The sequence below is a fragment of the Pseudomonas palmensis genome (assembly GCF_017848315.1).
In the GTDB taxonomy this organism is placed as follows: Bacteria; Pseudomonadota; Gammaproteobacteria; order Pseudomonadales; family Pseudomonadaceae; genus Aquipseudomonas; species Aquipseudomonas palmensis.
Genome location: NZ_JAFKEC010000011.1, coordinates 87,228 through 106,485, shown reverse-complemented (window position 1 = coordinate 106,485; position 19,258 = coordinate 87,228). Strand labels below are relative to the sequence as shown.

Sequence of the window (19,258 nt, the reverse complement as noted above, 5' to 3'; positions counted from 1 at the left end):
CGTTGCCGCTGAATGGGTAGCGACCCTTGGAAATGTGAAGCGTGATGTCTATCAGTAATCGTCTTTGTCGAAGCGTCGCGCTTCACGTTGCAGCTGGTACACAAAGCTTTCGATCTTGCGCGCCATCTGTCCTGTCACGTTATGAAAGCGAATGCCGGCGAAGGTGGCGTTCAGGCGCTCTTCATAGTGCAGGTGGCGCAGCTCGACCATTACCTGAGAAAGCCCCAGCGGCAGGCCGGTAGCAAACTTCTCGTAGACCTGGCCCAACTGCAACCGCTCCTCGATATCGCCCTCGAAGCGAAGCTTGCAGCCAGTAGCCGAAATATCCAGCAGCTTGCCCTTGAGCGGGTGCTCGCCACGCAGTTTCTCGCCGTCGAAAATCACGTCGACCAGTTGCGACAGCTTCAGTGCTGCGCGAAACGCATTGCGACGCTGGTGATAGGTAACTTCTGTGGGCAGGCTGCCGCGGTAGCAGCGTGAGCCGTCAGAGGTGCTGATGCTCAGCGGGGTAGTGCAGTCCCAGGCAATGCGCACGCCGTCATGGAAGCCTTCGATACGGAATGGTTCGCCATTTTCGAGGAAGCGTTCGCCATCGCGCGGGATCATTTCGTCCAGGGCCATGCTGTTGCTGTCCCGGTCTACCTCCACCACATAACTCTGGAAGCGCTGGCTGCGTTCGGGGAACGTGATGATCAGTGGGTCATGGCTCTCTAGCAACATCCGCAAATGAGCGGCAATTTCCAAAGGCGTAGTCAGCACCTTCGGAGGCTGAGGAGCTTCTTCGTCATTGAACACGGTTGATGAATCTCCAGGCAAAAACGACACAGGCAATTGCTGGCATTCTGCCAGCATGAATCGTGCCTTGATAGAGGGGGTCACGCCTGGCTGAGTGCACGAGGCTTTGAAAGCGGCGATGTAGTGCCACGGGCATCGTAGAGCGACGGTGATTCGCCACCCATGAGGATCTTGATCTGGTTTTCGGTGGTGTACTGCTGAAGCTGGATCGCCTGGCCGTTGCGTGCGTTGACCGCCTGGCAATCATTCATCAGCGCAGCCAGCACATCGAGCTGCTCGATGAGCAGGGAGCCCAGGTCCGATTGCTCGGCCATGGCCACTACACCTTCGCGGCTTTGCGGCAGGCCCAGGTTCGCAAGCAGCGCACTACGTCGTTGTCCGCCTTGATCGAGCAGCACCACCAGCGATTGCTTGCGGGCCAGAATATTTTCCAGCAAGGGCATGTCGCGGCCATGCAGGGCCACGGCTTCAGCCTGCAACAACTCGAGCAGTTGTTGCGCTGGAGCAATATCATCTTCGATCAGTTGCAGCAGAGTAGTGTCGTGCATTGGCTGGCTCTTGGTTCTAGCGTCCTGAAGTCAGCGCGCCAGAGGGCTAGCGCTGGGCTTCGAAATTAAGCAGTTTGCTGGCGACGCGCTGGGCGTCCACCTGGTAGCTGCCGTCGGCGATGGCCTGTTTCAACTCGGCCACGCGGGCGCTGTTGACAACCGGTTGATCGCGCAGCTTGTCGCTGACCTGTTGCAACTGCTGGGCCTCGTGGCTCAGGTGTACGGCTTCTCCGCTCTGGCCAGCCTCGGTAGCGCTGGTGGCGGTGCGAGCAGTGGCCGTGCTTTCCTGGCTGTTGCCAGTGCGCACGGCGCCCGTCACGGACGGGGAATTATTCAAACGACTGAAGTCGATGACCATGATCAGAAAACCTCTGGGTGTTTGGACGCTTGCCTTGTTTTCGGCCAACCCGAAAGAAACTTTAGACGCAAATGCAGTGCAGCTTGCGCGGCCAGCCCATCAACCCGGTTCGACACAGTTTAGGAAAAGCGGTTCCTGATCGCCAGCCTTGTTTGTTCTGGCGTCGTGACCCGCTTCACATCGCGACTTCCACCTGCCCTGGTCCAGTGACCCGTGCCTTCACCACCCGTTTGGAGTTCAGATTGCGTACCCGTATCTGTTCACTGATGCCGCCCTTGCTCAAGGCTTCTCCCGGCATGCGCACGCTCAGCGTGCCGCTGCGGGCGATGATGACCACATGATCGCCCTTGCGGACCACTTCGGCCTGCTCCAGATGCAGCGGCGTGAGCACCTGATCGATGACCGTCGGTCGGATGACCTTCAGGCCCACGGCCTGCTCCAGGCTGGTCAGGTAGCCCTGGTTGAGCATGCCCACGTCCCGCTCGCGCAGGCTCACGTCCTGTTCGCCGACCACGCTGTCGCGCTTGAGCGGACGCGCCACGGTCACCACATTGCGAAACAGCCGCACCTGGGCCGGCACGAACACCGTCCACGGGGAGCTGCCATCGCAGCGTACGCGCACGGTCACCCTGCCCAGCGGTTGCGCCGGGCTTTCCAGGGTGGCGCCCAGTTGCTGGTCGCACAGTGGCATGCGCAGGCGCGGGTCGAGGCTGTTGACCTGGATCTCGAAGCGCCCTTCGGTCTGGCTGGTCGCCAGGTAATCCTCGACCGTGAATTCAAGAAACCCCTGAGTGACACCGATAAGCTGTTCAGGCAAGGTGAAAGCGTCAGCCAGAGTTCGAACGCCGGGGGCCAGCAGGCACAGCGCAGCAAGGATGCCGGGCAAGGGGCGGGTCAGGCGTCGGAAAAATGTCGTTTTCGTGTTCATACAGTTAAAAAAGCAAGGCGCGTGCCGACTGCGGTACGACGCTCGAGCATTTGGTCGAGGAGTCTGGCATGGCTGGTGTAATGGATTCGGTTAACCAGCGCACACAACTGGTAGGGCAGAACCGTCTCGAACTGCTGTTGTTCCGCCTCAATGGCGAGCAGCTGTACGGGATCAACGTGTTCAAGGTGCGGGAGGTGCTGCAATGCCCGAACCTGACCGTGATGCCCAAGTCCAACCCGGTGGTGCGCGGTGTGGCGAATATTCGTGGGGCAACCATCCCGATCCTGGATCTGGCGATGGCGACCGGCATGCCCGGTCTGAGTGAAGATGTCAGCAAGAGCTTCGTGATCATCACCGAGTACAACACCAAGACCCAGGGGTTTCTGGTGCACTCGGTCGAACGCATCGTCAACATGAACTGGGAGGAGATCCATCCGCCACCCAAGGGCACCGGTCGTGACCATTACCTGACGGCCGTGACCCGGGTGGACGGCAAGATGGTCGAGATCATCGACGTGGAGAAGATCCTCGCCGAGGTCTCGCCGACCTCCGAGGCGATCTCCCTGGGTGTGGTCGACGAAGAAGTGCAGGTCAAGGCCGTGTCGCTGCGCGTGCTCACCGTGGATGACTCCTCGGTGGCACGCAAGCAGGTCAGCCGTTGCCTGCAGACGGTGGGGGTCGAGGTGGTGGCGCTCAACGACGGCCGGCAGGCGCTGGATTACCTGCGCAAGATGGTCGATGAGGGCAAGCATCCGGAAGAGGAATTCCTGATGATGATTTCCGACATCGAGATGCCGGAAATGGACGGCTATACCCTGACTGCAGAAATCCGCAACGACCCGCGCATGCAAAAGTTGCACATCATCCTGCATACTTCGCTTTCCGGCGTCTTCAACCAGGCCATGGTCAAGAAGGTGGGCGCGGATGATTTTCTCGCCAAGTTCCGGCCGGATGACCTGGCGCAACGCGTGGTCGACCGGATCAAGGCCACCCACTAACAGCCAGGGCTCGTCCCTGGCGTTACACATGATTTAAGAGGCGGCATCATTGTCTACGGGTAATTTGGATTTCGAACAATTCCGGGTCTTCCTGGAAAAAGCCTGTGGCATCCTGCTGGGCGAAAACAAGCAGTATCTGGTCTCCAGCCGTCTCAACAAGCTGATGGAACAGCAGGGCATCAAATCGTTGAGCGAGCTGGTGCAGCGGATCCAGACCCAGCCGCGCAGCGGCTTGCGCGAGCAGGTGGTCGATGCGATGACCACCAACGAAACCCTGTGGTTTCGCGACAACTATCCGTTCGAGGTGCTCAAGAACAAGGTCTTGCCCGAGCAGATCAAGGCCAACCCTGGCCAGCGCCTGCGCATCTGGTCGGCGGCCTGTTCGTCGGGGCAGGAGCCGTACTCGATCTCCATGGCCATCGACGAGTTCGAGCGCAGCAACATCGGGCAATTGAAGATGGGGGCGCAGATCGTCGCCACCGACCTGTCCGGCTCGATGCTGGCCAACTGCAAGACCGGTGAGTACGACAGCCTGGCCATTGCCCGTGGCTTGTCCCAGGAGCGCCTGCAACGCTATTTCGACCCCAAGGGGCCGGGGCGCTGGGCAGTCAAGGCCCCGATCCGCAGCCGCGTCGAGTTTCGTTCGTTCAACCTGCTCGACAGCTACGCGAGCCTGGGCAAGTTCGACATCGTGTTCTGCCGCAACGTGCTGATCTACTTCTCCGCCCAGGTGAAGAAGGACATCCTGCTGCGCATTCACGGCACGCTCAAGCCCGGCGGTTACCTGTTCCTGGGGGCGTCCGAGGCGCTCAACGGGCTGCCCGACCATTACCAGATGGTGCAGTGCAGCCCGGGGATCATCTACCAGGCCAAGTGAAACAAAAAAGGCCGGTGTCGCGAGACACCGGCCTTTTTCATGCAGCTGCTGTCATCGATCAGAAGTCGTAACGCACCTTGGCCGAGAACACATCGGCGTCAAAGCCCGATTTGCCGATGTAGTCGTAGTTCACGCCCAGGGTCACCGCGCCCAGCTTGTAGTCGGCGCCTACGCCGGCTTCGTAGCTGTTGCGCACGGCCTTGGCGCCGCTGGTGACGAACGGGGTGCTACCCAGCAGGAAGGTCGAGGTGCTCTTGGCTTCGTCCGCCGCGAAGTCATGGTATGCCATCAGGCGAGCCTGTGGCTGCAGGGTGCCGGCGCCCAGCGGATACTCGCCGGCAACGCGCAGGCCTGCGCCCAGCTCGATGGCCTCGTAGCGCTGGTCTTCGACCTTCAGTGCAGCCGACGAACCCTTCTCGCGGTAACCGTCGATGTTCACCAGGCTGTAGCGCGCGGCAATGCGCGGCTCGACCAGCATCTGCGGGTTGATGTGATAGGTGTAGCCACCCACCACGTTCAGGCCCAGCAGGTCGCTGTCGTAATCGGCCTTGGCCGAGGTGCCGGCAATCTTGCGTTTGCTGTCGTTGTCGTTCAAGCCATAGCTCAGGCTGGCATCGACGAAGTAGTTGCCCTGCTCGAAGCCGCCGTACAGCGTGAAGGCGTGGCTGTCCACCTTGGTCTGGTTGCCGCTTTTGCCGTTGACGTCGGTGTTGATGAAGCTGTACGCCAGGCCCAGGGTCAGGTTGTCGTTGAGCTTGCCGTCGGCACCCACCGCGATGCCGCGGCTGTAGGCGTTGTAGCCGGCCACGCCGTCGCGCAGGTCCTGGCTGGCATCGCTGTAGAGGGTCTGCACCCACACGCCGGTGTCCTTGAACGCTTCGCCCGAGGAGGCGCCACGCAGGCTGCTGGTACGGCTGCCGGTGACATTGCTCACCAGGTTCTGGCTGGTGGTGGCTGCCTGGGTGGCGCCGCCGTTGACTTCAGGTGTCAGTTGCTCGGCCAGCTTGGCCAGCTGGGCCTCGTCGGCATTGGCGAAGGCTTGCAGCAGCGGGTCGTTGGCGCTCAGTTTGCTCAGGATGCTGTCGCGGTTCAGGCTGCCCAGGGCCAGTTGGCTGTTGGCCGAGGCACCCTGGCCGACCAGGATGTCGGTGACTTCTTCGGCGCCCTTGCCGGTGACGGTAGCCACCAGCTTGTTGTCCTGCAGGCTGTAGCTGTCGATCTTGAGCAGGGCCGAGCTGCTCACCAGGTTCAGCTTGCCGTTGGCGTCGACATTGTCGGAAGCGTCCAGCAGATCGATGCGCCCGGCCTGGAACAGGTTGTACGTGCTGCCCTGGGCGCTGAAGTCGCTGCCCTGTGCGGCCAGGCGAATCTGTGCGCCCTTGCCGAACTCGGCAGTACCGCTGACGGCCACCACGGCGGTGTCGGCACGGGTGGCGCTGCTCAGGTTCAAGTCCAGCGACGAGTTGCCGGCCACGTACAGGTTGCCGTCGATGGTGGTGTGCGGCTGCACGAAGTTCAGGTGCGCTGGCGCATTGCGGCTGACGCTGCCCACGTCCATCCAGCCGCCCTGGCGCAGACGGATGTTGGCACCGTCGCTGCTGCTGTCGGTGCCGCTGAAGTCCACCTTGCCGTACACCTCGACGGTGGTCAGGTCGATCAGGTTGCCGGTGATCTTGCTGCCGTCCAGCAAGGTCAGGTACACGCTGCGCTCGGTTTCGGAGGCATCGACCGCTTCGTCTTCGGAGATCAGCGTGCCGCTGTTGACGATTTCCAGCCCTGCATAGCTGTTGTACAGCCGGTTGTCATCGTAGGCATCGATGTCGAAGTTGCCGATCACGATGGCCGCATCGGTCGCCTTGATGGTGCCGGTGTTGACGATCTGGCGCTCGGCGGTGGTGAAGCTGGCGCCGTCCACACGGATGCCTTCGGCGTCATCGCCGGTGGCGATGATGGTGCCGTTGTTGACGATGCCGGCCAGGTCGACCATGTCCACATTCTGCCCGTTGAAGCTGGTAGTGGCGTCGATGGCGGTAGCGCCGTCGCCGGTAACCTGGATCAGGCCGTTGTTGATCAGCTTGCCGTCGATACGGCCGCCTTCCAGGTTGATGCCCTTGGCGCTGGTGCCCTTGGCGATGATGCGGCCAGTGGTGTCATTGAGCAGGTCGCCCTTGATCGTGCCGGTGAAGTCCAGTGCACGGGCCACGTCCATTTCGCTGCCGTCGAGCAGCGGTTCGCCGGTGGCGCTGAGCAGGCCCTGGTTGATGACGCTGCCATTGATGGTGGCCGGGTCGATCATCAGGGCATTGGAGCCGCCGCCCACGGCGCTGATGCTGCCCTTGTTGATCAGGTTGCCGTCGATCTGGTTGCTGGCCCAGCTGCTGCCGTCTTCCCAGGCGTCCAGGTCGATGCCGCCGGCAAAGTCGCCGCTGCTGTTGATCGTGGTGTTGAGAATCAGGTCGCCCTTGACGTGGTTGCCGTTGAATTCGATCGCGTCCTCGGCGGCACTGCCGGTGTAGGCGCCAGTGAATTCGAGGTTGCCTTCGTAGGTCTTGTGCTCGCTGATGAAGCCGGCATCGGTCAACTTGATGGTCTGGGCGCCGACAGGCAGGGCGGTGGCAGTGATTGCCAGGGCGAGCAGGGTCTTGCGAAACATCACAGGAGTCACGGTTTATTCCTTAAACACAGCGTATTGAATTCGGCGCTTGCCTGCGTGGCATGACGGCTGTGCGGTGATAGCCAGATGCCACGTAGCGGAGCGGGACGGATCTTAGATGAGAGATAGCGAATTGACATTAAAATTTGACGCCAAAAGGGCGCAGGGTGGGGTTGCCGCTGCCAGGCAATTGCCGCTTTGCCGGTGTCTGGCGGAAATCCGTTGCCGCTTTTCTGGCATTGCCATGGCTGGCAAGCGCGGTAAAGCCCCGGCTTTGCTGGGTTTTGTGTTTTGGCACGGGACTTGCTCTATCACCGGCAACGAACCCTACGGTCAACCTTCAAAGGTTTCCCCGACATGAGCATCAGTTTCGACAAAGCGCTTGGCATTCACGAAAAGGCACTGGGCTTTCGCGCCCAGCGTGCCGAAGTGCTGGCCAACAACATCGCCAACGCCGACACCCCCAACTACAAGGCGCGCGACATGGACTTCTCGTCCGTGCTGGCGGCCGAGACCGACAAGGTCAAGAACGGCCATTTCTCCCTCGAGCGCACCAACACCCGGCACATCGAGGCCCAAGGCCTGGCGATGGGTGACGAAACCCTGCAGTACCGCACGCCCATGCAGCCCTCGATCGACCAGAACACCGTTGACGCGCAGCTCGAGCAATCCAGCTATGCCGAGAACGCCGTGGGTTTCCAGGCCAGCTTCACGTTGCTCAACAGTAAATTCAAAGGGCTGGTGTCAGCCCTGCGCGGAGAGTAAGTCATGTCCCTTGCCAGCGTTTTCAACATTGCCGGTAGCGGCATGAGCGCGCAGACCACGCGCCTGAACACCGTTGCCTCCAACATCGCCAACGCCGAGACCGTTTCCTCGAGCATCGACCAGACCTATCGTGCCCGCCACCCGGTGTTCGCCACCACGTTCCAGCAGGCCCAGAATGGCGTCAGCCAGTCGCTGTTCCAGGACCAGGGCGAAGCCGGGCAGGGCGTTCAGGTACTGGGTGTGGTCGAAGACCAGAGCAACCTCGAGGCGCGCTATCAGCCCAACCATCCGGCGGCGAACAAGGACGGCTACGTCTACTACCCGAACGTCAACGTGGTCGAGGAAATGGCTGACATGATCTCCGCCAGCCGCTCGTTCCAGACCAACGCCGAGCTGATGAACACGGCCAAAACCATGATGCAGAAGGTCCTGACCCTGGGTCAGTGATAAGGGGCGTTTTTTATGGCTGATGTAAACCTGAACGACGTCATTTCCAATTCCGGCGTCAAGAACTCCAGCAATACGAACGCGGCAAGCGGCCTGGGCGGCAAGACCGCCAACGGCCAGACCCTGGGCAAGGACGCGTTCCTTCAGCTGCTGGTTACCCAGATGCAGCACCAGAACCCGCTCGACCCGCAGGACAACAGCGAGTTCGTGGCCCAGCTGGCGCAGTTCTCCAGCCTTGAAGGCATCACCTCGCTGAACGATTCGGTCAACGCCATCACGGGGGCCATGGGTTCCTCGCAGGCGCTGCAGGCCTCCGGGCTGGTCGGTCGCTCGGTGATCACCCAGGCCGACAAGGCCGTGGTCGACACCACCAAGAGCTTCACTGGCCAGGTGGTGGTCCCGCAGTCGATCACTTCGGGCACCGTCACTGTCACCGACAAGGATGGCAAGACCATCAAGACCATCGACCTGGGCGAGCAGAAGGCCGGCAATGCCGACTTCATCTGGGACGGTACCAACGAGAAGGGCGAAAAGGTCGACCCGGGTACCTACACCTTCACGGCCAAGACCACCGTCGATGGCAAGTCGGCCGAGATGTACACCCTGCTGCCGGCCACCGTCAGCAGCGTCACCATCAGTCAGACCGGCGGCGAGCTGATGCTCAACCTCGCTGGCCTGGGCAGCGTTGCGCTGTCCAAAGTCCAAACTATCGGTATATAGAGCCGGCTAACGCGGCACAAGGAGTGGAAAGATGTCTTTCAATATCGGCCTTAGCGGTCTCTATGCAGCCAACAAGCAACTGGCTGTCACCGGCAACAACATCGCCAACGTTTCGACCACCGGCTTCAAGGCCTCGCGCGCCGAGTTCGCCGATGTGTACTCGGCCAGCAAGCTGGGCGTGGGCAGCAAGACCGTCGGCAACGGCGTGCGTCTGGCTGCAGTCTCCCAGCAGTTCGGTCAGGGTGACATCAACAACACCGGCAACGTGCTGGACATGGGTATCCAGGGCCAGGGCTACTTCGTCCTGAGCGACAACGGCTCGCTGAGCTACACCCGTTCCGGTGCGTTCCAGACCAACAAGGACAACTACGTGGTGACCTCGGACGGTATCCGTCTGCAAGGTTACGCGGCCGACGTCAACGGCAAGATCATCAAGGGCGTGCTGACCGACCTGAAGATCGACACCTCCGCGCTGGCGCCAAAGACCACCACGCTGATCGATCAGGGTATCAACCTGAACTCCTCGGCGCCGTCGATCCCGCTGCAGGTACTGGATGACAGCACGCCGCCGGTGCTGGTGGACAACAAGACGTTCGACCCTTCGGACGAGAGCACCTACACCAAATCGTTCCCGACCAAGATCTACGACAGTCAGGGCAACGAGCACACGATGGAGCAGTTCTATCGCAAGACCGGTGACAACCAGTGGACCACCTACACGCTGGTCGATGGTCGCAACCCGTTCGACCCTGCCAGCACCAAGCCACTGTCCGGCACCATCAGCTTCAATCCTGATGGCAGTGTCAAGGCCATGACTGCCGACAATACCGGTCACCCGGCGGGCTCCGAATTCACCGTGGTCAACAACAACTTCACCATGAAAGGCTGGGTGCCGGCATCCTACGACAAGGCCACCGACAAGTGGGCGTCCAACGGTTCGGCCGGCAATGCCGACGGCATCCGTATGAACATGACCAGCACCACGTCGTACAACACCGACACTGCTCGCATGTCCCAGGCGCAGGACGGCTATGCCACCGGCATCCTGTCCAGCCTGAGCATCGACTCCACCGGTGTGATGTTCGCCAGCTTCAGCAACCAGCAGTCCCGCGCCATCGGCCAGGTCGCGATTGCCAGCTTCGCCAACGAGCAGGGCCTGGAGCAGCTGGGTGGTACCCGCTGGAAAGAGACCTACGCCTCGGGCATCCCGGGCATCGACACGCCGAAGACCGGTACCCTGGGTTCGATCGAGTCCAACGCACTGGAAGCGTCCAACGTCAACCTGACCATGGAGCTGGTCGAGCTGATCAAGGCGCAGAGCAACTTCCAGGCGAACTCCAAGACCATCTCTACCGAAAGCACCATCATGCAGACCATCATCCAGATGACCTGATGATCGCCTGATGGAATGAGCATGGACGAACCCCTTTCTCGGAAGGGGTTCGTTGTTTCGGAGGCAGTAGAAATGAAGTGCGCACTCGCAATCGTGGGCTTCGCCTTGCTGGTGGTGGCTGTGCAGGTCGGCGCCGACATGGCCGCCTGGTATCGCTGGGAAAGCCAGGCCGATGGCCGGCTCGTCTGTTCGCAGGTTTCGCCGGGCGAGGGCTGGCGTCGGTTTGCCGGGCCTTTCAACAATGGCGCTTGCCGTGACAACTGAGGTTTGCCGCTAGCGGCAAGCTGGCGCCGTATTTTCGACGGTTCATCGCACGCGCAGGCGCTGGCCTGTGCTCCAGCCCCCGCATTGACGGGGCTTTACCCCTGTTTTGCAGAGTTGGTTTGAAACTTGCTTGAGTGACCGGCAAAGCAGCGGTGAACGGCAAGTGTTCGCCAGCGCAGCGGAGGATGATCTGTGGACAAGATGCTTTACGTGGCCATGACCGGTGCCAGCCAGAACGCACTGGCGCAACGGGCGCATGCCAACAACCTGGCGAACATTTCCACCAGCGGCTTTCAGCGCGACCTGGAGCAGGCGCGCTCGATGCCGGTGTTTGGTGACAGCTTTCCGGCGCGTGCCTATGCCATGACCGAACGTCCTGCCACCGATTTCAGCCCCGGTGCCATGCAGGAGACCGGCCGCGACCTGGACATCGCCATTGGTGGCGACGGCTTCATCGCCGTGCAGGCCCCGGATGGCAGCGAAGCCTACGTGCGTACCGCCAGCCTCAACATCGATGCCCTGGGCGTGCTGCGCGCGGGCAACGGCATGCCGGTGATGGGCAATGGTGGGCCGATTGCCGTGCCGCCCGAGCAGAAGGTCGAGATCGGCCAGGACGGCACCATCAGCATTCGCGCCATGGGTGAAGGCCCGCGGGTGATGGCCGAGGTCGATCGCATCAAGCTGGTCAACCCCGACGTCAAGACCCTCAACAAGGGCCTGGACGGCATGATCCACACCAAGAGCGGCCAGCCTGCCGATGCCGATGCCAACGTGCAGGTGGTGTCCGGTTTCCTGGAAGCCAGCAACGTCAACGCCGTCGAGGAAATGACCTCGGTGCTGGCGCTGTCCCGTCAATTCGAACTGCACGTCAAGATGATGACCACGGCCAAGGAAGGCGATGAAGCCATGGCTCGGGTTTTGCAAATCGGCTAATTACACAGACGTAGCGCCGTAAAACAGGCGCACGAGGAGAACAGCATGCTTCCGGCTCTTTGGGTCAGTAAAACCGGTTTGTCCGCCCAGGACACCAACCTGACCACCATTTCCAACAACCTGGCCAACGTCTCGACCACCGGCTTCAAGCGTGATCGTGCCGAGTTCCAGGACCTGCTCTACCAGATCAAGCGTCAGCCAGGTGCACAGTCGACCCAGGACAGCGAGCTGCCATCGGGTCTGCAGGTGGGTACTGGTGTGCGCATCGTCGGCACCCAGAAAAACTTCAGCACCGGCAGCCTGCAAACCACCGAGAACCCGCTGGACATGGCCATCAACGGTCGCGGCTTCTTCCAGGTACTGCAGCCAGACGGCACCGTTTCGTACAGCCGTGACGGTACCTTCCACCTGAACTCCGATGGCCAGGTGGTCACCGCCAACGGTTTCGCCCTCGAGCCTGCCGTGGTCGTGCCGCCAGACGCGCAGACCTTCACCGTGGGCCAGGACGGCACCGTATCGATCACCACCGCCGGCAACCCGGCCGCGCAGATCATCGGCAACATCCAGACCGCCGACTTCATCAACCCGGCCGGCCTGCAGGCCATGGGCAACAACCTGTTCCTGGAAACCGCCGCCAGCGGTGCGCCGCAGATCGGCACGCCGGGCCTGAACGGCTTCGGTACCACCCTGCAGCAGACCTTGGAAAACTCCAACGTCAGCACCGTGGAAGAGCTGGTCAACATGATCACCACCCAGCGTGCCTACGAGATGAACTCCAAGGTGATTTCCACCGCCGACCAGATGCTCTCGTTCGTTACCCAGAACCTGTAAGTGAAGCCCCAGGGGCGCTGATGCGGCGCCTGTTACACCGTGAGGTCAGAGTCATGAGCCGTTTGTTGTCCGTATTCGCCCTGGGTGGGGTGGTGTTGCTGGCCGGTTGCGTCGCGCCGACGCCAAAGCCCAACGACCCGTACTACGCGCCTGTGTTGCCGCGTACACCCCTGCCTGCAGCGGCCAACAACGGCTCCATCTACCAGGCCGGTTTCGAGCAGAACCTGTACAGCGACCGCAAGGCGTTCCGGGTGGGCGACATCATCACCATCACGCTCAACGAGCGTACCCAGGCGAGCAAGAACGCCAACTCGCAGATCGCCAAGAACAGCAAGGCCGAGCTTGGCCTGACCTCGCTGTTCGGTGCCGGGGTCAACACCAACAATCCGTTTGGCGACGGTGACCTGAGCCTCAGCGCTGGCTACAGCGGCGACCGCGCCACCAAGGGCGACAGCAAGGCGGCCCAGGGCAATACCCTGACCGGTTCGATCACCGTCACCGTGGCCGACGTGCTGCCCAACGGCATCATCGCGGTACGCGGCGAGAAGTGGATGACCCTCAACACCGGCGACGAGCTGGTGCGTATTGCCGGCATGGTGCGCGCCGACGACATCGCCACCGACAACACCGTGCCGTCGACCCGGGTCGCCGATGCGCGCATCACCTATTCGGGCACCGGCTCGTTTGCCGATGCCAGCCAGCCCGGTTGGCTGGACCGCTTCTTCATCAGCCCGCTTTGGCCTTTCTAGGTTCGGATGATCATGTTCAACATCAAGCAGCTGATTGCCGCGACTGTCCTGTTGTCCACCGCGTTCGGCGTACATGCCGAGCGCCTCAAGGACATCGCCAGCATTTCCGGCGTGCGTACCAACCAGTTGATCGGCTACGGCCTGGTGGTGGGGCTCAACGGCACGGGCGACCAGACTACCCAGACCCCGTTCACCCTGCAGACCTTCAACAACATGCTCTCGCAGTTCGGTATCAAGGTGCCGCCGGGCTCGGGCAACGTGCAACTGAAAAACGTCGCGGCAGTGTCGGTGCACGCCGACCTGCCGGCGTTCGCCAAGCCGGGCCAGGTGGTGGACATCACCGTGTCGTCCATCGGCAACTCCAAGAGCCTGCGCGGCGGCAGCCTGCTGATGACCCCGCTCAAGGGTATCGACGGCAACGTCTACGCCATTGCCCAGGGCAACCTGGTGGTGGGCGGCTTCGATGCCGAGGGCCGTGATGGTTCCAAGATCACCGTCAACGTGCCATCGGCCGGGCGTATTCCGGGCGGTGCATCGGTAGAGCGCTCGGTGCCGAGCGGCTTCAACCAGGGCAACAGCCTCACCCTTAACCTCAATCGCCCCGATTTCACCACCGCCAAGCGTATCGTCGACAAGGTCAACGAACTGCTCGGCCCGGGTGTGGCCCAGGCGCTGGATGGTGGCTCGGTGCGCGTCACCGCGCCCCTGGACCCGAGCCAGCGCGTCGACTACCTGTCGATCCTGGAGAATCTCGAGATCGACCCCGGCCAGGCAGTGGCCAAGGTCATCATCAACTCGCGTACCGGTACCATCGTGATCGGCCAGAACGTCAAGGTATCGCCAGCGGCGGTCACCCACGGCAGCCTGACCGTGACCATCACCGAAGACCCGATCGTCAGCCAGCCCGGCCCGTTCTCCAATGGCGAGACGGCGGTGGTGCCGCGCTCGCGGGTCAACGCCGAGCAGGAAGCCAAGCCGATGTTCAAGTTCGGGCCGGGCACCACGCTCGACGAGATCGTGCGTGCGGTCAACCAGGTGGGCGCGGCCCCCGGTGACCTGATGGCGATTCTCGAAGCCCTCAAACAGGCCGGCGCGCTGCAAGCCGACCTGATCGTGATCTGAGGGGCTGGTCATGGATATGCCTAAAAGCGGCATCAGTGCCGCCGACAGTGGTGCCTACACCGACCTCAACCGCCTCAACTCGCTCAAGGTGGGTGATCGCGACAGCGACGCCAACCTGCGCAAGGTCGCCCAGGAATTCGAGTCGCTGTTCCTCAACGAGATGCTCAAGTCGATGCGCTCGGCCAGCGATGTGCTGGCCAAGGACAACCCGCTCAATACCGAAACCGCCAAGCAGTACCAGCAGATGTACGACCAGCAGCTGGCGGTGAGCATGTCCCGCGAGGGCGGCGGCATCGGCCTGCAGGATGTGCTGATGCGCCAGCTGTCCAAGCAGAAGGCCACCAACGCTGCAGCGGCGGCCAGCAGCCCGTTCCCGCGGGTCGACCTGCAGCAGCGCAGCCTGTGGGCGACCAAGGTGGCCGAGCCACTTCGTGATGCAGCCAGCACCAGCCACCGCAACGACATGGCGGCGCTCAATTCGCGGCGCCTGGCATTGCCCGGCAAGCTCACCGATCGCCTGCTGGCCGGTATCGTGCCGTCGGCAGATGGCACGCCAGCCACCACCAATACCGCCGCGTTGCCGCAGCGCACCACGGCCATGACCGATGCGCTGGTCAAGGGCGACTGGGCCCCGGCCCAGACTTTTGCCGCGCCGGGCTCGATGCGTATCTACGGACGTGCCGTGGCGCAGCCGCCACTGGCCCCGGCCAAGCGCGCGTTCGATTCCAGCGACGAGTTCGTCACCACCATGCTGCCGATGGCCGAGCAGGCCGCCAAGCGTATCGGCATCGACCCGCGGTACCTGGTGGCACAGGCCGCCCTGGAAACCGGCTGGGGCAAATCGGTGATGCGCCAGGCCGATGGCAGCAGCAGCCACAACCTGTTCGGCATCAAGGCCACCGGCAACTGGAAAGGCGATCAGGCACGTGCGATCACCAGCGAGTTCCGTGACGGGCAGTTCGTCAAGGAAACCGCTGCGTTCCGTTCCTATGACTCCTACCAGGACAGCTTCCACGACCTGGTGAGCTTGTTGCAAAACAATGCTCGCTATAAAGATGCGGTAAATGCGGCCGATAAGCCTGAACAGTTTGTGCGAGAGCTGCAGAAGGCCGGGTATGCAACCGATCCGGACTACGCCAGCAAGATCTCGCAGATCGCAAAACAGATGAAGTCGTACGAGAGCTACGCAGCTGTCGCTACTACAACGAAACTATAAGGTTTGAATTATGGCGAGTTTGATCAATATCGGCTTATCCGGTGCCAGCGCTGCCCAATCGGGCATGCACACCACGGGTAACAACATCGCTAACGTCGATACCGCTGGTTACTCGCGCCAGCAGAACATTCAAAACTCCAAGAGTTCGATCCGCGAAGGCCAGGTGTTCATCGGCACCGGCACCACGCTGGCCGATGTGCGCCGCGTGTACAACAACTTCCTGGAAAACCAGCTGCGTACCACCAACTCGCTGAGCAGCGAGGCCAACGCCTTTCTCGACCAGGTCAGCCCCACCGACAAGCTGCTGTCGGACAAGGACACCGGTATCACTGGCGCCCTGCAGAGCTTCTTCACCGCCCTGCAGAGCGCTGGCGCCAAGCCGACCGAAGACGCCTCGCGCCAGTTGCTGCTGACCAGCGCCCAGGCACTGAGCAAGCGCTTCAACACCATCGCCGCGCAGCTCAACCAGCAGAACACCAACATCAACGGCAACCTGTCGTCGATGGCCACCCAGGTCAACAACCTGACGGCCACCATTGCCAACTACAACGACCAGATATCACGCGTGTCGTCATTGCAGGGCAGCCCCAACGACCTGCTCGACAAGCGCAACGAAGCGGTGCGCCAGCTCAGCAACCTGGTGGGCGTGGATGTGGTCGAGCGCGAGGGCAACCTCGACGTGTACCTCAAGAACGGCCAGTCGCTGGTGCTCGGCAAGACCACCAACACCCTCGAGACGGTGAACAGCCCGACCGACCCGACCCGTTCCAACCTGGTGCTCAACCGCGGCACCACCAAGATCGATATCACCAACAGCGTCAGCGGTGGCGAGATCGGCGGCCTGATCACCTACCGCAATGATGTGCTGGAACCGGCGCTCAACGAACTCGGCCGTGTGGCCCTGGTGGTGGCCGACCGGATCAACAGCCAGCTGGCGCAAGGTATCGACAAGAACGGTGACTTCGGCGCGACCCTGTTCAACGATATCAACAACGCCACCATGATGGCCCAGCGCAGCATCGCCAAGGCGGGCAACAACGCCGCCACCGGCAGCCTTAACGTCAACATCAAGGACACCGGCAAGCTGACCACCAGCGACTACCAGGTGACCTTTACCGACGACAACAACTACACCGTCACCCGGCTCCCGGGTGGCACTGCAGTGGGCTCCTACAAGCTGGACGAGACGCCACCGCCGGTGATCGACGGTTTCACCCTGGAAATGAACGGTGGCCTGCCCAGCAAGGGCGACTCGTTCAAGATCACCCCGACCCGCGGCGCCGCGGGCAGCCTCGACACCGTGCTCACCGACCCCAAGCGCATCGCGCTGGCGGCGCCGCTGACCGGCACCAGCGGTGCAGGCAACCAGGGCACCGGCATCATCGGTCAGCCCAACCTGACTTCGATGATCGACATCTACGACTCGGCCCAGCGCATCGAGCTGCAGAACGGCCTGAAGTACTCGACGCCGGTCAAGCTGGTGTTCGGTGATGAAAGCACCAACCCGCAGACCTACAAGATCCACAACGCCCAGGGCGATGAAATCGGCAGCGGTACTATCATTCCGGGCCAGGAAAACAAGCTGCAGATCAACGTGCCGATGGTCGATGCCAGCGGCAACCCGGTGGGTACGCCACAAAAGAACATCACCTTTGAAATGACCGTGGCCGGTTCGCCCAAGCAGGGCGACAACTACACGGTGGGCATGACCGGTGCCGGCTCGGCCGACAACCGCAACGGCCAGGCGGTGATCGATCTGCAGACCAAGGCCACCGTCGACGTCGGCCCCAACGGCAAGGGCATCAGCCTGACCGACGCCTACGGCAAGCTGGTGGAGAACGTCGGCGGCAAGGCGGCCCAGGCCAAGCTCGATACCGAGGCCACCGGCGCCCTGCAGAAGTCTGCGGTAGCCGCCAGCGCTTCGGTGTCCGGCGTCGACCTGGACGAAGAAACCGGCAACCTGATCAAGTTCCAGCAGTACTACACGGCCTCCTCGCAGATCATCAAGATCGCGCAGGAAATTTTCACCACGCTGATCAACAGCCTTTAAGGAGTCGTAGATCGTGCGCATTTCCACCGCCCAGTTCTACCAGACCAGCACCTCCAACTATCAGGCTAACTTCGCCAAGGCCGTGGAGTCCCAGCAGCAGGCCAGTGACCAGTTGCGCGTACGTACCGCCGCGGACGACCCGGTCGGTGCCGCGCGCCTGCTGCAACTGGAACAGCAGAACAACCTGATCACCCAGTACAGTGGCAACATCTCCAGTGCACGCTCCAGCCTGGGCACCTCCGAGGCCACCCTCAACAGCATCACCAATGTGCTGTCGCGGGTGAAGGAGCTGGCGATCGGCGCCGGCAGCGGCAACATGACCGACAACGATCGCAAGGCCAACGAGCAGGAGTTGTCGCAGCTCGAAGAGCAACTGTTCAGTCTGATGAACAGCCGCGACGAGAACGGCAAGTACATCTTCTCGGGTTCGCGTGGTGACACCCAGCCGTTCGAACGCAATGCCGATGGCACCTACTCGTACAAGGGCGACCAGAGCACCACCAACCTGCAGGTCGGTGACATGCTCAGCGTGGCCACCAACGAGACCGGCTACGACGTGTTCCAGAAGGCGCTGAACACCAGCCGCAGCCAGACCACCATGACCGCGCCTGCCAACCCGGCCGACGTGCGTGTCAACCTGTCCAATGGCCAGGTCTCCGGCAGCTCGACCTACAACGACCTGTTCCGCAGCGGCGAGCCGTACAAGATCGAATTCGTCAGCGCCACCGAATTCAAGATCACCGACGTCAACAACGTCGACCGTACCCTGGAGGCCACCAATGGCGGGGTCTTCAACCCGAAGGGCGGCAATACCACCATCAACTTCCGCGGCGTCGACATCCGCATGGAAGTCAGCCTGCAGGGCGACGAGCTGACCGACCCCACCGCCGCTGACGACGCGGTGCGCGGGCACGAGTTCACCCTCGCTTCCAAGCCCGACGAAATCACCGGCACCCGCAGCCCCGGCAACGTGTCGCCCGACGGCCAGCTCAGCGGCCTGTCGATCGCGGACAAGGCAAAATACGACGCTGCGTTCCCCGGTGGCGGTGCGATCGTCAAGTTCACCAGCGACACCACATTCGACGTGTATGCCCAGCCTATGACCGCCGACAGCCGTCCTGTGGGCAGCGGTGATACCACCGTCAGCCCGACCCGCGTGGCCGGCGTCGACTTCACCTTCAGTGGCACGCCCAAAGATGGCGACCAGTACTCGGTGCAGGTCAACAACCACCAGAACCAGAACGTGCTCGACACCATCCATCAGTTGCGCACCGCGCTGCTGACACCTGTCGACAACGATCCGGCAGCCCGCCGCAACTTCCTCGCGTCGATGGATTCGGCTATCTCCAACCTGGCCAGTGCAGCGGACAAGATCGCCGAATCCATCAGCTCCATCGGTGGGCGCGGTGCGGCACTGGATGTGCAGGCAGAAACCAACGAAGCCTTGCAGTCGGCCAACACCATCACGCAGAACTCGATCCGTAACGCCGACCCTGCCGAGACGATGATCCGTCTCACGCTTCAGCAGAACATGCTGCAAGCCTCGCAACTAGCCTTCAGCAAGCTGGCCGCGCTCGGGCTGTTCAACCGGCTCTGATTGACCCTTTCTCG

The 19,258-nt window shown here is 62.0% G+C and carries 20 protein-coding genes; 14 read left to right on the top strand and 6 right to left on the bottom strand.

Annotated features, from left to right (window positions below; translation table 11 throughout):
• Window positions 1–51 precede the first annotated feature (51 nt).
• From JZZ72_RS09385 to flgA, 4 genes are all read right to left on the bottom strand, one after another.
• Window positions 52–795 (bottom strand): flagellar brake protein, encoded by a 744-nt coding sequence (locus tag JZZ72_RS09385; RefSeq protein WP_043861775.1) that lies wholly within the window; start codon window positions 793–795, stop codon window positions 52–54.
• Between the two features lie 80 nt (window positions 796–875).
• Window positions 876–1,343, bottom strand: coding sequence for a flagella synthesis protein FlgN (locus JZZ72_RS09380; RefSeq protein ID WP_043861776.1), 468 nt, complete (start codon window positions 1,341–1,343; stop codon window positions 876–878).
• Between the two features lie 46 nt (window positions 1,344–1,389).
• A complete protein-coding gene (gene flgM, locus JZZ72_RS09375) occupies window positions 1,390–1,701 on the bottom strand; it encodes a flagellar biosynthesis anti-sigma factor FlgM (RefSeq protein ID WP_043861777.1) in 312 nt (103 codons plus the stop codon).
• A 175-nt stretch (window positions 1,702–1,876) separates the two neighbouring features.
• On the bottom strand, window positions 1,877–2,629 hold the full coding sequence (flgA, locus tag JZZ72_RS09370) for a flagellar basal body P-ring formation chaperone FlgA (protein WP_043861778.1): 753 nt from the start codon (window positions 2,627–2,629) through the stop codon (window positions 1,877–1,879).
• A gap of 68 nt (window positions 2,630–2,697) precedes the next feature.
• Between flgA and JZZ72_RS09365 the strand changes: the two genes are divergently transcribed.
• Both JZZ72_RS09365 and cheR read left to right on the top strand, forming a co-directional pair.
• Complete coding sequence (locus JZZ72_RS09365) at window positions 2,698–3,627, top strand: chemotaxis protein CheV (RefSeq protein WP_043861779.1); 930 nt, start codon at window positions 2,698–2,700, stop codon at window positions 3,625–3,627.
• 49 nt (window positions 3,628–3,676) lie between these two features.
• Entirely contained in the window at window positions 3,677–4,504 is an 828-nt protein-coding gene (cheR, locus tag JZZ72_RS09360) for a protein-glutamate O-methyltransferase CheR (protein ID WP_043861780.1), read from the top strand.
• Window positions 4,505–4,562: 58 nt separating this feature from the next.
• Here the strand turns inward: cheR and JZZ72_RS09355 are convergent, their stop codons facing one another.
• A complete protein-coding gene (locus JZZ72_RS09355) occupies window positions 4,563–7,157 on the bottom strand; it encodes an autotransporter family protein (RefSeq protein WP_210014318.1) in 2,595 nt (864 codons plus the stop codon).
• A 139-nt stretch (window positions 7,158–7,296) separates the two neighbouring features.
• Window positions 7,297–7,455, bottom strand: a complete 159-nt coding sequence (locus JZZ72_RS09350) for a hypothetical protein (RefSeq protein ID WP_210014316.1) — start codon at window positions 7,453–7,455, stop codon at window positions 7,297–7,299.
• Between the two features lie 59 nt (window positions 7,456–7,514).
• On the opposite strand from JZZ72_RS09350, the gene flgB reads away from it, so the two are divergent.
• From flgB to JZZ72_RS09290, 12 genes are all read left to right on the top strand, one after another.
• A complete protein-coding gene (flgB, locus tag JZZ72_RS09345) occupies window positions 7,515–7,922 on the top strand; it encodes a flagellar basal body rod protein FlgB (protein ID WP_054915646.1) in 408 nt (135 codons plus the stop codon).
• A 3-nt stretch (window positions 7,923–7,925) separates the two neighbouring features.
• Window positions 7,926–8,369 carry a flagellar basal body rod protein FlgC gene (flgC, locus tag JZZ72_RS09340; RefSeq protein ID WP_043861782.1) on the top strand — a complete coding sequence of 148 codons (444 nt, stop codon included), beginning with the start codon at window positions 7,926–7,928 and terminating at the stop codon, window positions 8,367–8,369.
• Between the two features lie 15 nt (window positions 8,370–8,384).
• Window positions 8,385–9,089 (top strand): flagellar hook assembly protein FlgD, encoded by a 705-nt coding sequence (gene flgD, locus JZZ72_RS09335; RefSeq protein ID WP_104572203.1) that lies wholly within the window; start codon window positions 8,385–8,387, stop codon window positions 9,087–9,089.
• 31 nt (window positions 9,090–9,120) lie between these two features.
• Complete coding sequence (gene flgE, locus JZZ72_RS09330; protein ID WP_043861784.1) at window positions 9,121–10,482, top strand: flagellar hook protein FlgE; 1,362 nt, start codon at window positions 9,121–9,123, stop codon at window positions 10,480–10,482.
• A gap of 72 nt (window positions 10,483–10,554) precedes the next feature.
• Window positions 10,555–10,746, top strand: coding sequence for a hypothetical protein (locus tag JZZ72_RS09325; protein WP_043861785.1), 192 nt, complete (start codon window positions 10,555–10,557; stop codon window positions 10,744–10,746).
• A 192-nt stretch (window positions 10,747–10,938) separates the two neighbouring features.
• On the top strand, window positions 10,939–11,679 hold the full coding sequence (locus tag JZZ72_RS09320; RefSeq protein ID WP_043861786.1) for a flagellar basal body rod protein FlgF: 741 nt from the start codon (window positions 10,939–10,941) through the stop codon (window positions 11,677–11,679).
• A 45-nt stretch (window positions 11,680–11,724) separates the two neighbouring features.
• The gene (gene flgG / locus JZZ72_RS09315; RefSeq protein ID WP_043861787.1) at window positions 11,725–12,510 is read left to right on the top strand and encodes a flagellar basal-body rod protein FlgG; all 786 of its coding nucleotides are present in this window, start codon (window positions 11,725–11,727) and stop codon (window positions 12,508–12,510) included.
• Between the two features lie 53 nt (window positions 12,511–12,563).
• Window positions 12,564–13,259 (top strand): flagellar basal body L-ring protein FlgH, encoded by a 696-nt coding sequence (gene flgH / locus JZZ72_RS09310; protein WP_043861788.1) that lies wholly within the window; start codon window positions 12,564–12,566, stop codon window positions 13,257–13,259.
• A gap of 12 nt (window positions 13,260–13,271) precedes the next feature.
• Entirely contained in the window at window positions 13,272–14,381 is a 1,110-nt protein-coding gene (locus tag JZZ72_RS09305) for a flagellar basal body P-ring protein FlgI (protein WP_054915656.1), read from the top strand.
• A gap of 10 nt (window positions 14,382–14,391) precedes the next feature.
• Window positions 14,392–15,597 carry a flagellar assembly peptidoglycan hydrolase FlgJ gene (gene flgJ / locus JZZ72_RS09300; protein WP_210014315.1) on the top strand — a complete coding sequence of 402 codons (1,206 nt, stop codon included), beginning with the start codon at window positions 14,392–14,394 and terminating at the stop codon, window positions 15,595–15,597.
• 10 nt (window positions 15,598–15,607) lie between these two features.
• A complete protein-coding gene (flgK, locus tag JZZ72_RS09295; protein ID WP_210014314.1) occupies window positions 15,608–17,647 on the top strand; it encodes a flagellar hook-associated protein FlgK in 2,040 nt (679 codons plus the stop codon).
• Window positions 17,648–17,660: 13 nt separating this feature from the next.
• Window positions 17,661–19,244 carry a flagellar hook-associated protein 3 gene (locus tag JZZ72_RS09290; RefSeq protein WP_210014313.1) on the top strand — a complete coding sequence of 528 codons (1,584 nt, stop codon included), beginning with the start codon at window positions 17,661–17,663 and terminating at the stop codon, window positions 19,242–19,244.
• Window positions 19,245–19,258 lie beyond the last annotated feature (14 nt).

Coding starts and splice junctions, on each gene's coding strand:
- flgE (WP_043861784.1), top strand. CDS start 9,121: ATGTCTTTCAATATCGGCCTTAGCGGTCTCTATGCAGCCAACAAGCAA.
- JZZ72_RS09365 (WP_043861779.1), top strand. CDS start 2,698: ATGGCTGGTGTAATGGATTCGGTTAACCAGCGCACACAACTGGTAGGG.
- flgD (WP_104572203.1), top strand. CDS start 8,385: ATGGCTGATGTAAACCTGAACGACGTCATTTCCAATTCCGGCGTCAAG.
- JZZ72_RS09305 (WP_054915656.1), top strand. CDS start 13,272: ATGTTCAACATCAAGCAGCTGATTGCCGCGACTGTCCTGTTGTCCACC.
- JZZ72_RS09380 (WP_043861776.1), bottom strand. CDS start 1,343: ATGCACGACACTACTCTGCTGCAACTGATCGAAGATGATATTGCTCCA.
- flgH (WP_043861788.1), top strand. CDS start 12,564: ATGAGCCGTTTGTTGTCCGTATTCGCCCTGGGTGGGGTGGTGTTGCTG.
- flgK (WP_210014314.1), top strand. CDS start 15,608: ATGGCGAGTTTGATCAATATCGGCTTATCCGGTGCCAGCGCTGCCCAA.
- flgA (WP_043861778.1), bottom strand. CDS start 2,629: ATGAACACGAAAACGACATTTTTCCGACGCCTGACCCGCCCCTTGCCC.
- flgG (WP_043861787.1), top strand. CDS start 11,725: ATGCTTCCGGCTCTTTGGGTCAGTAAAACCGGTTTGTCCGCCCAGGAC.
- JZZ72_RS09355 (WP_210014318.1), bottom strand. CDS start 7,157: ATGTTTCGCAAGACCCTGCTCGCCCTGGCAATCACTGCCACCGCCCTG.
- JZZ72_RS09325 (WP_043861785.1), top strand. CDS start 10,555: ATGAAGTGCGCACTCGCAATCGTGGGCTTCGCCTTGCTGGTGGTGGCT.
- flgB (WP_054915646.1), top strand. CDS start 7,515: ATGAGCATCAGTTTCGACAAAGCGCTTGGCATTCACGAAAAGGCACTG.
- flgJ (WP_210014315.1), top strand. CDS start 14,392: ATGGATATGCCTAAAAGCGGCATCAGTGCCGCCGACAGTGGTGCCTAC.
- flgM (WP_043861777.1), bottom strand. CDS start 1,701: ATGGTCATCGACTTCAGTCGTTTGAATAATTCCCCGTCCGTGACGGGC.
- flgC (WP_043861782.1), top strand. CDS start 7,926: ATGTCCCTTGCCAGCGTTTTCAACATTGCCGGTAGCGGCATGAGCGCG.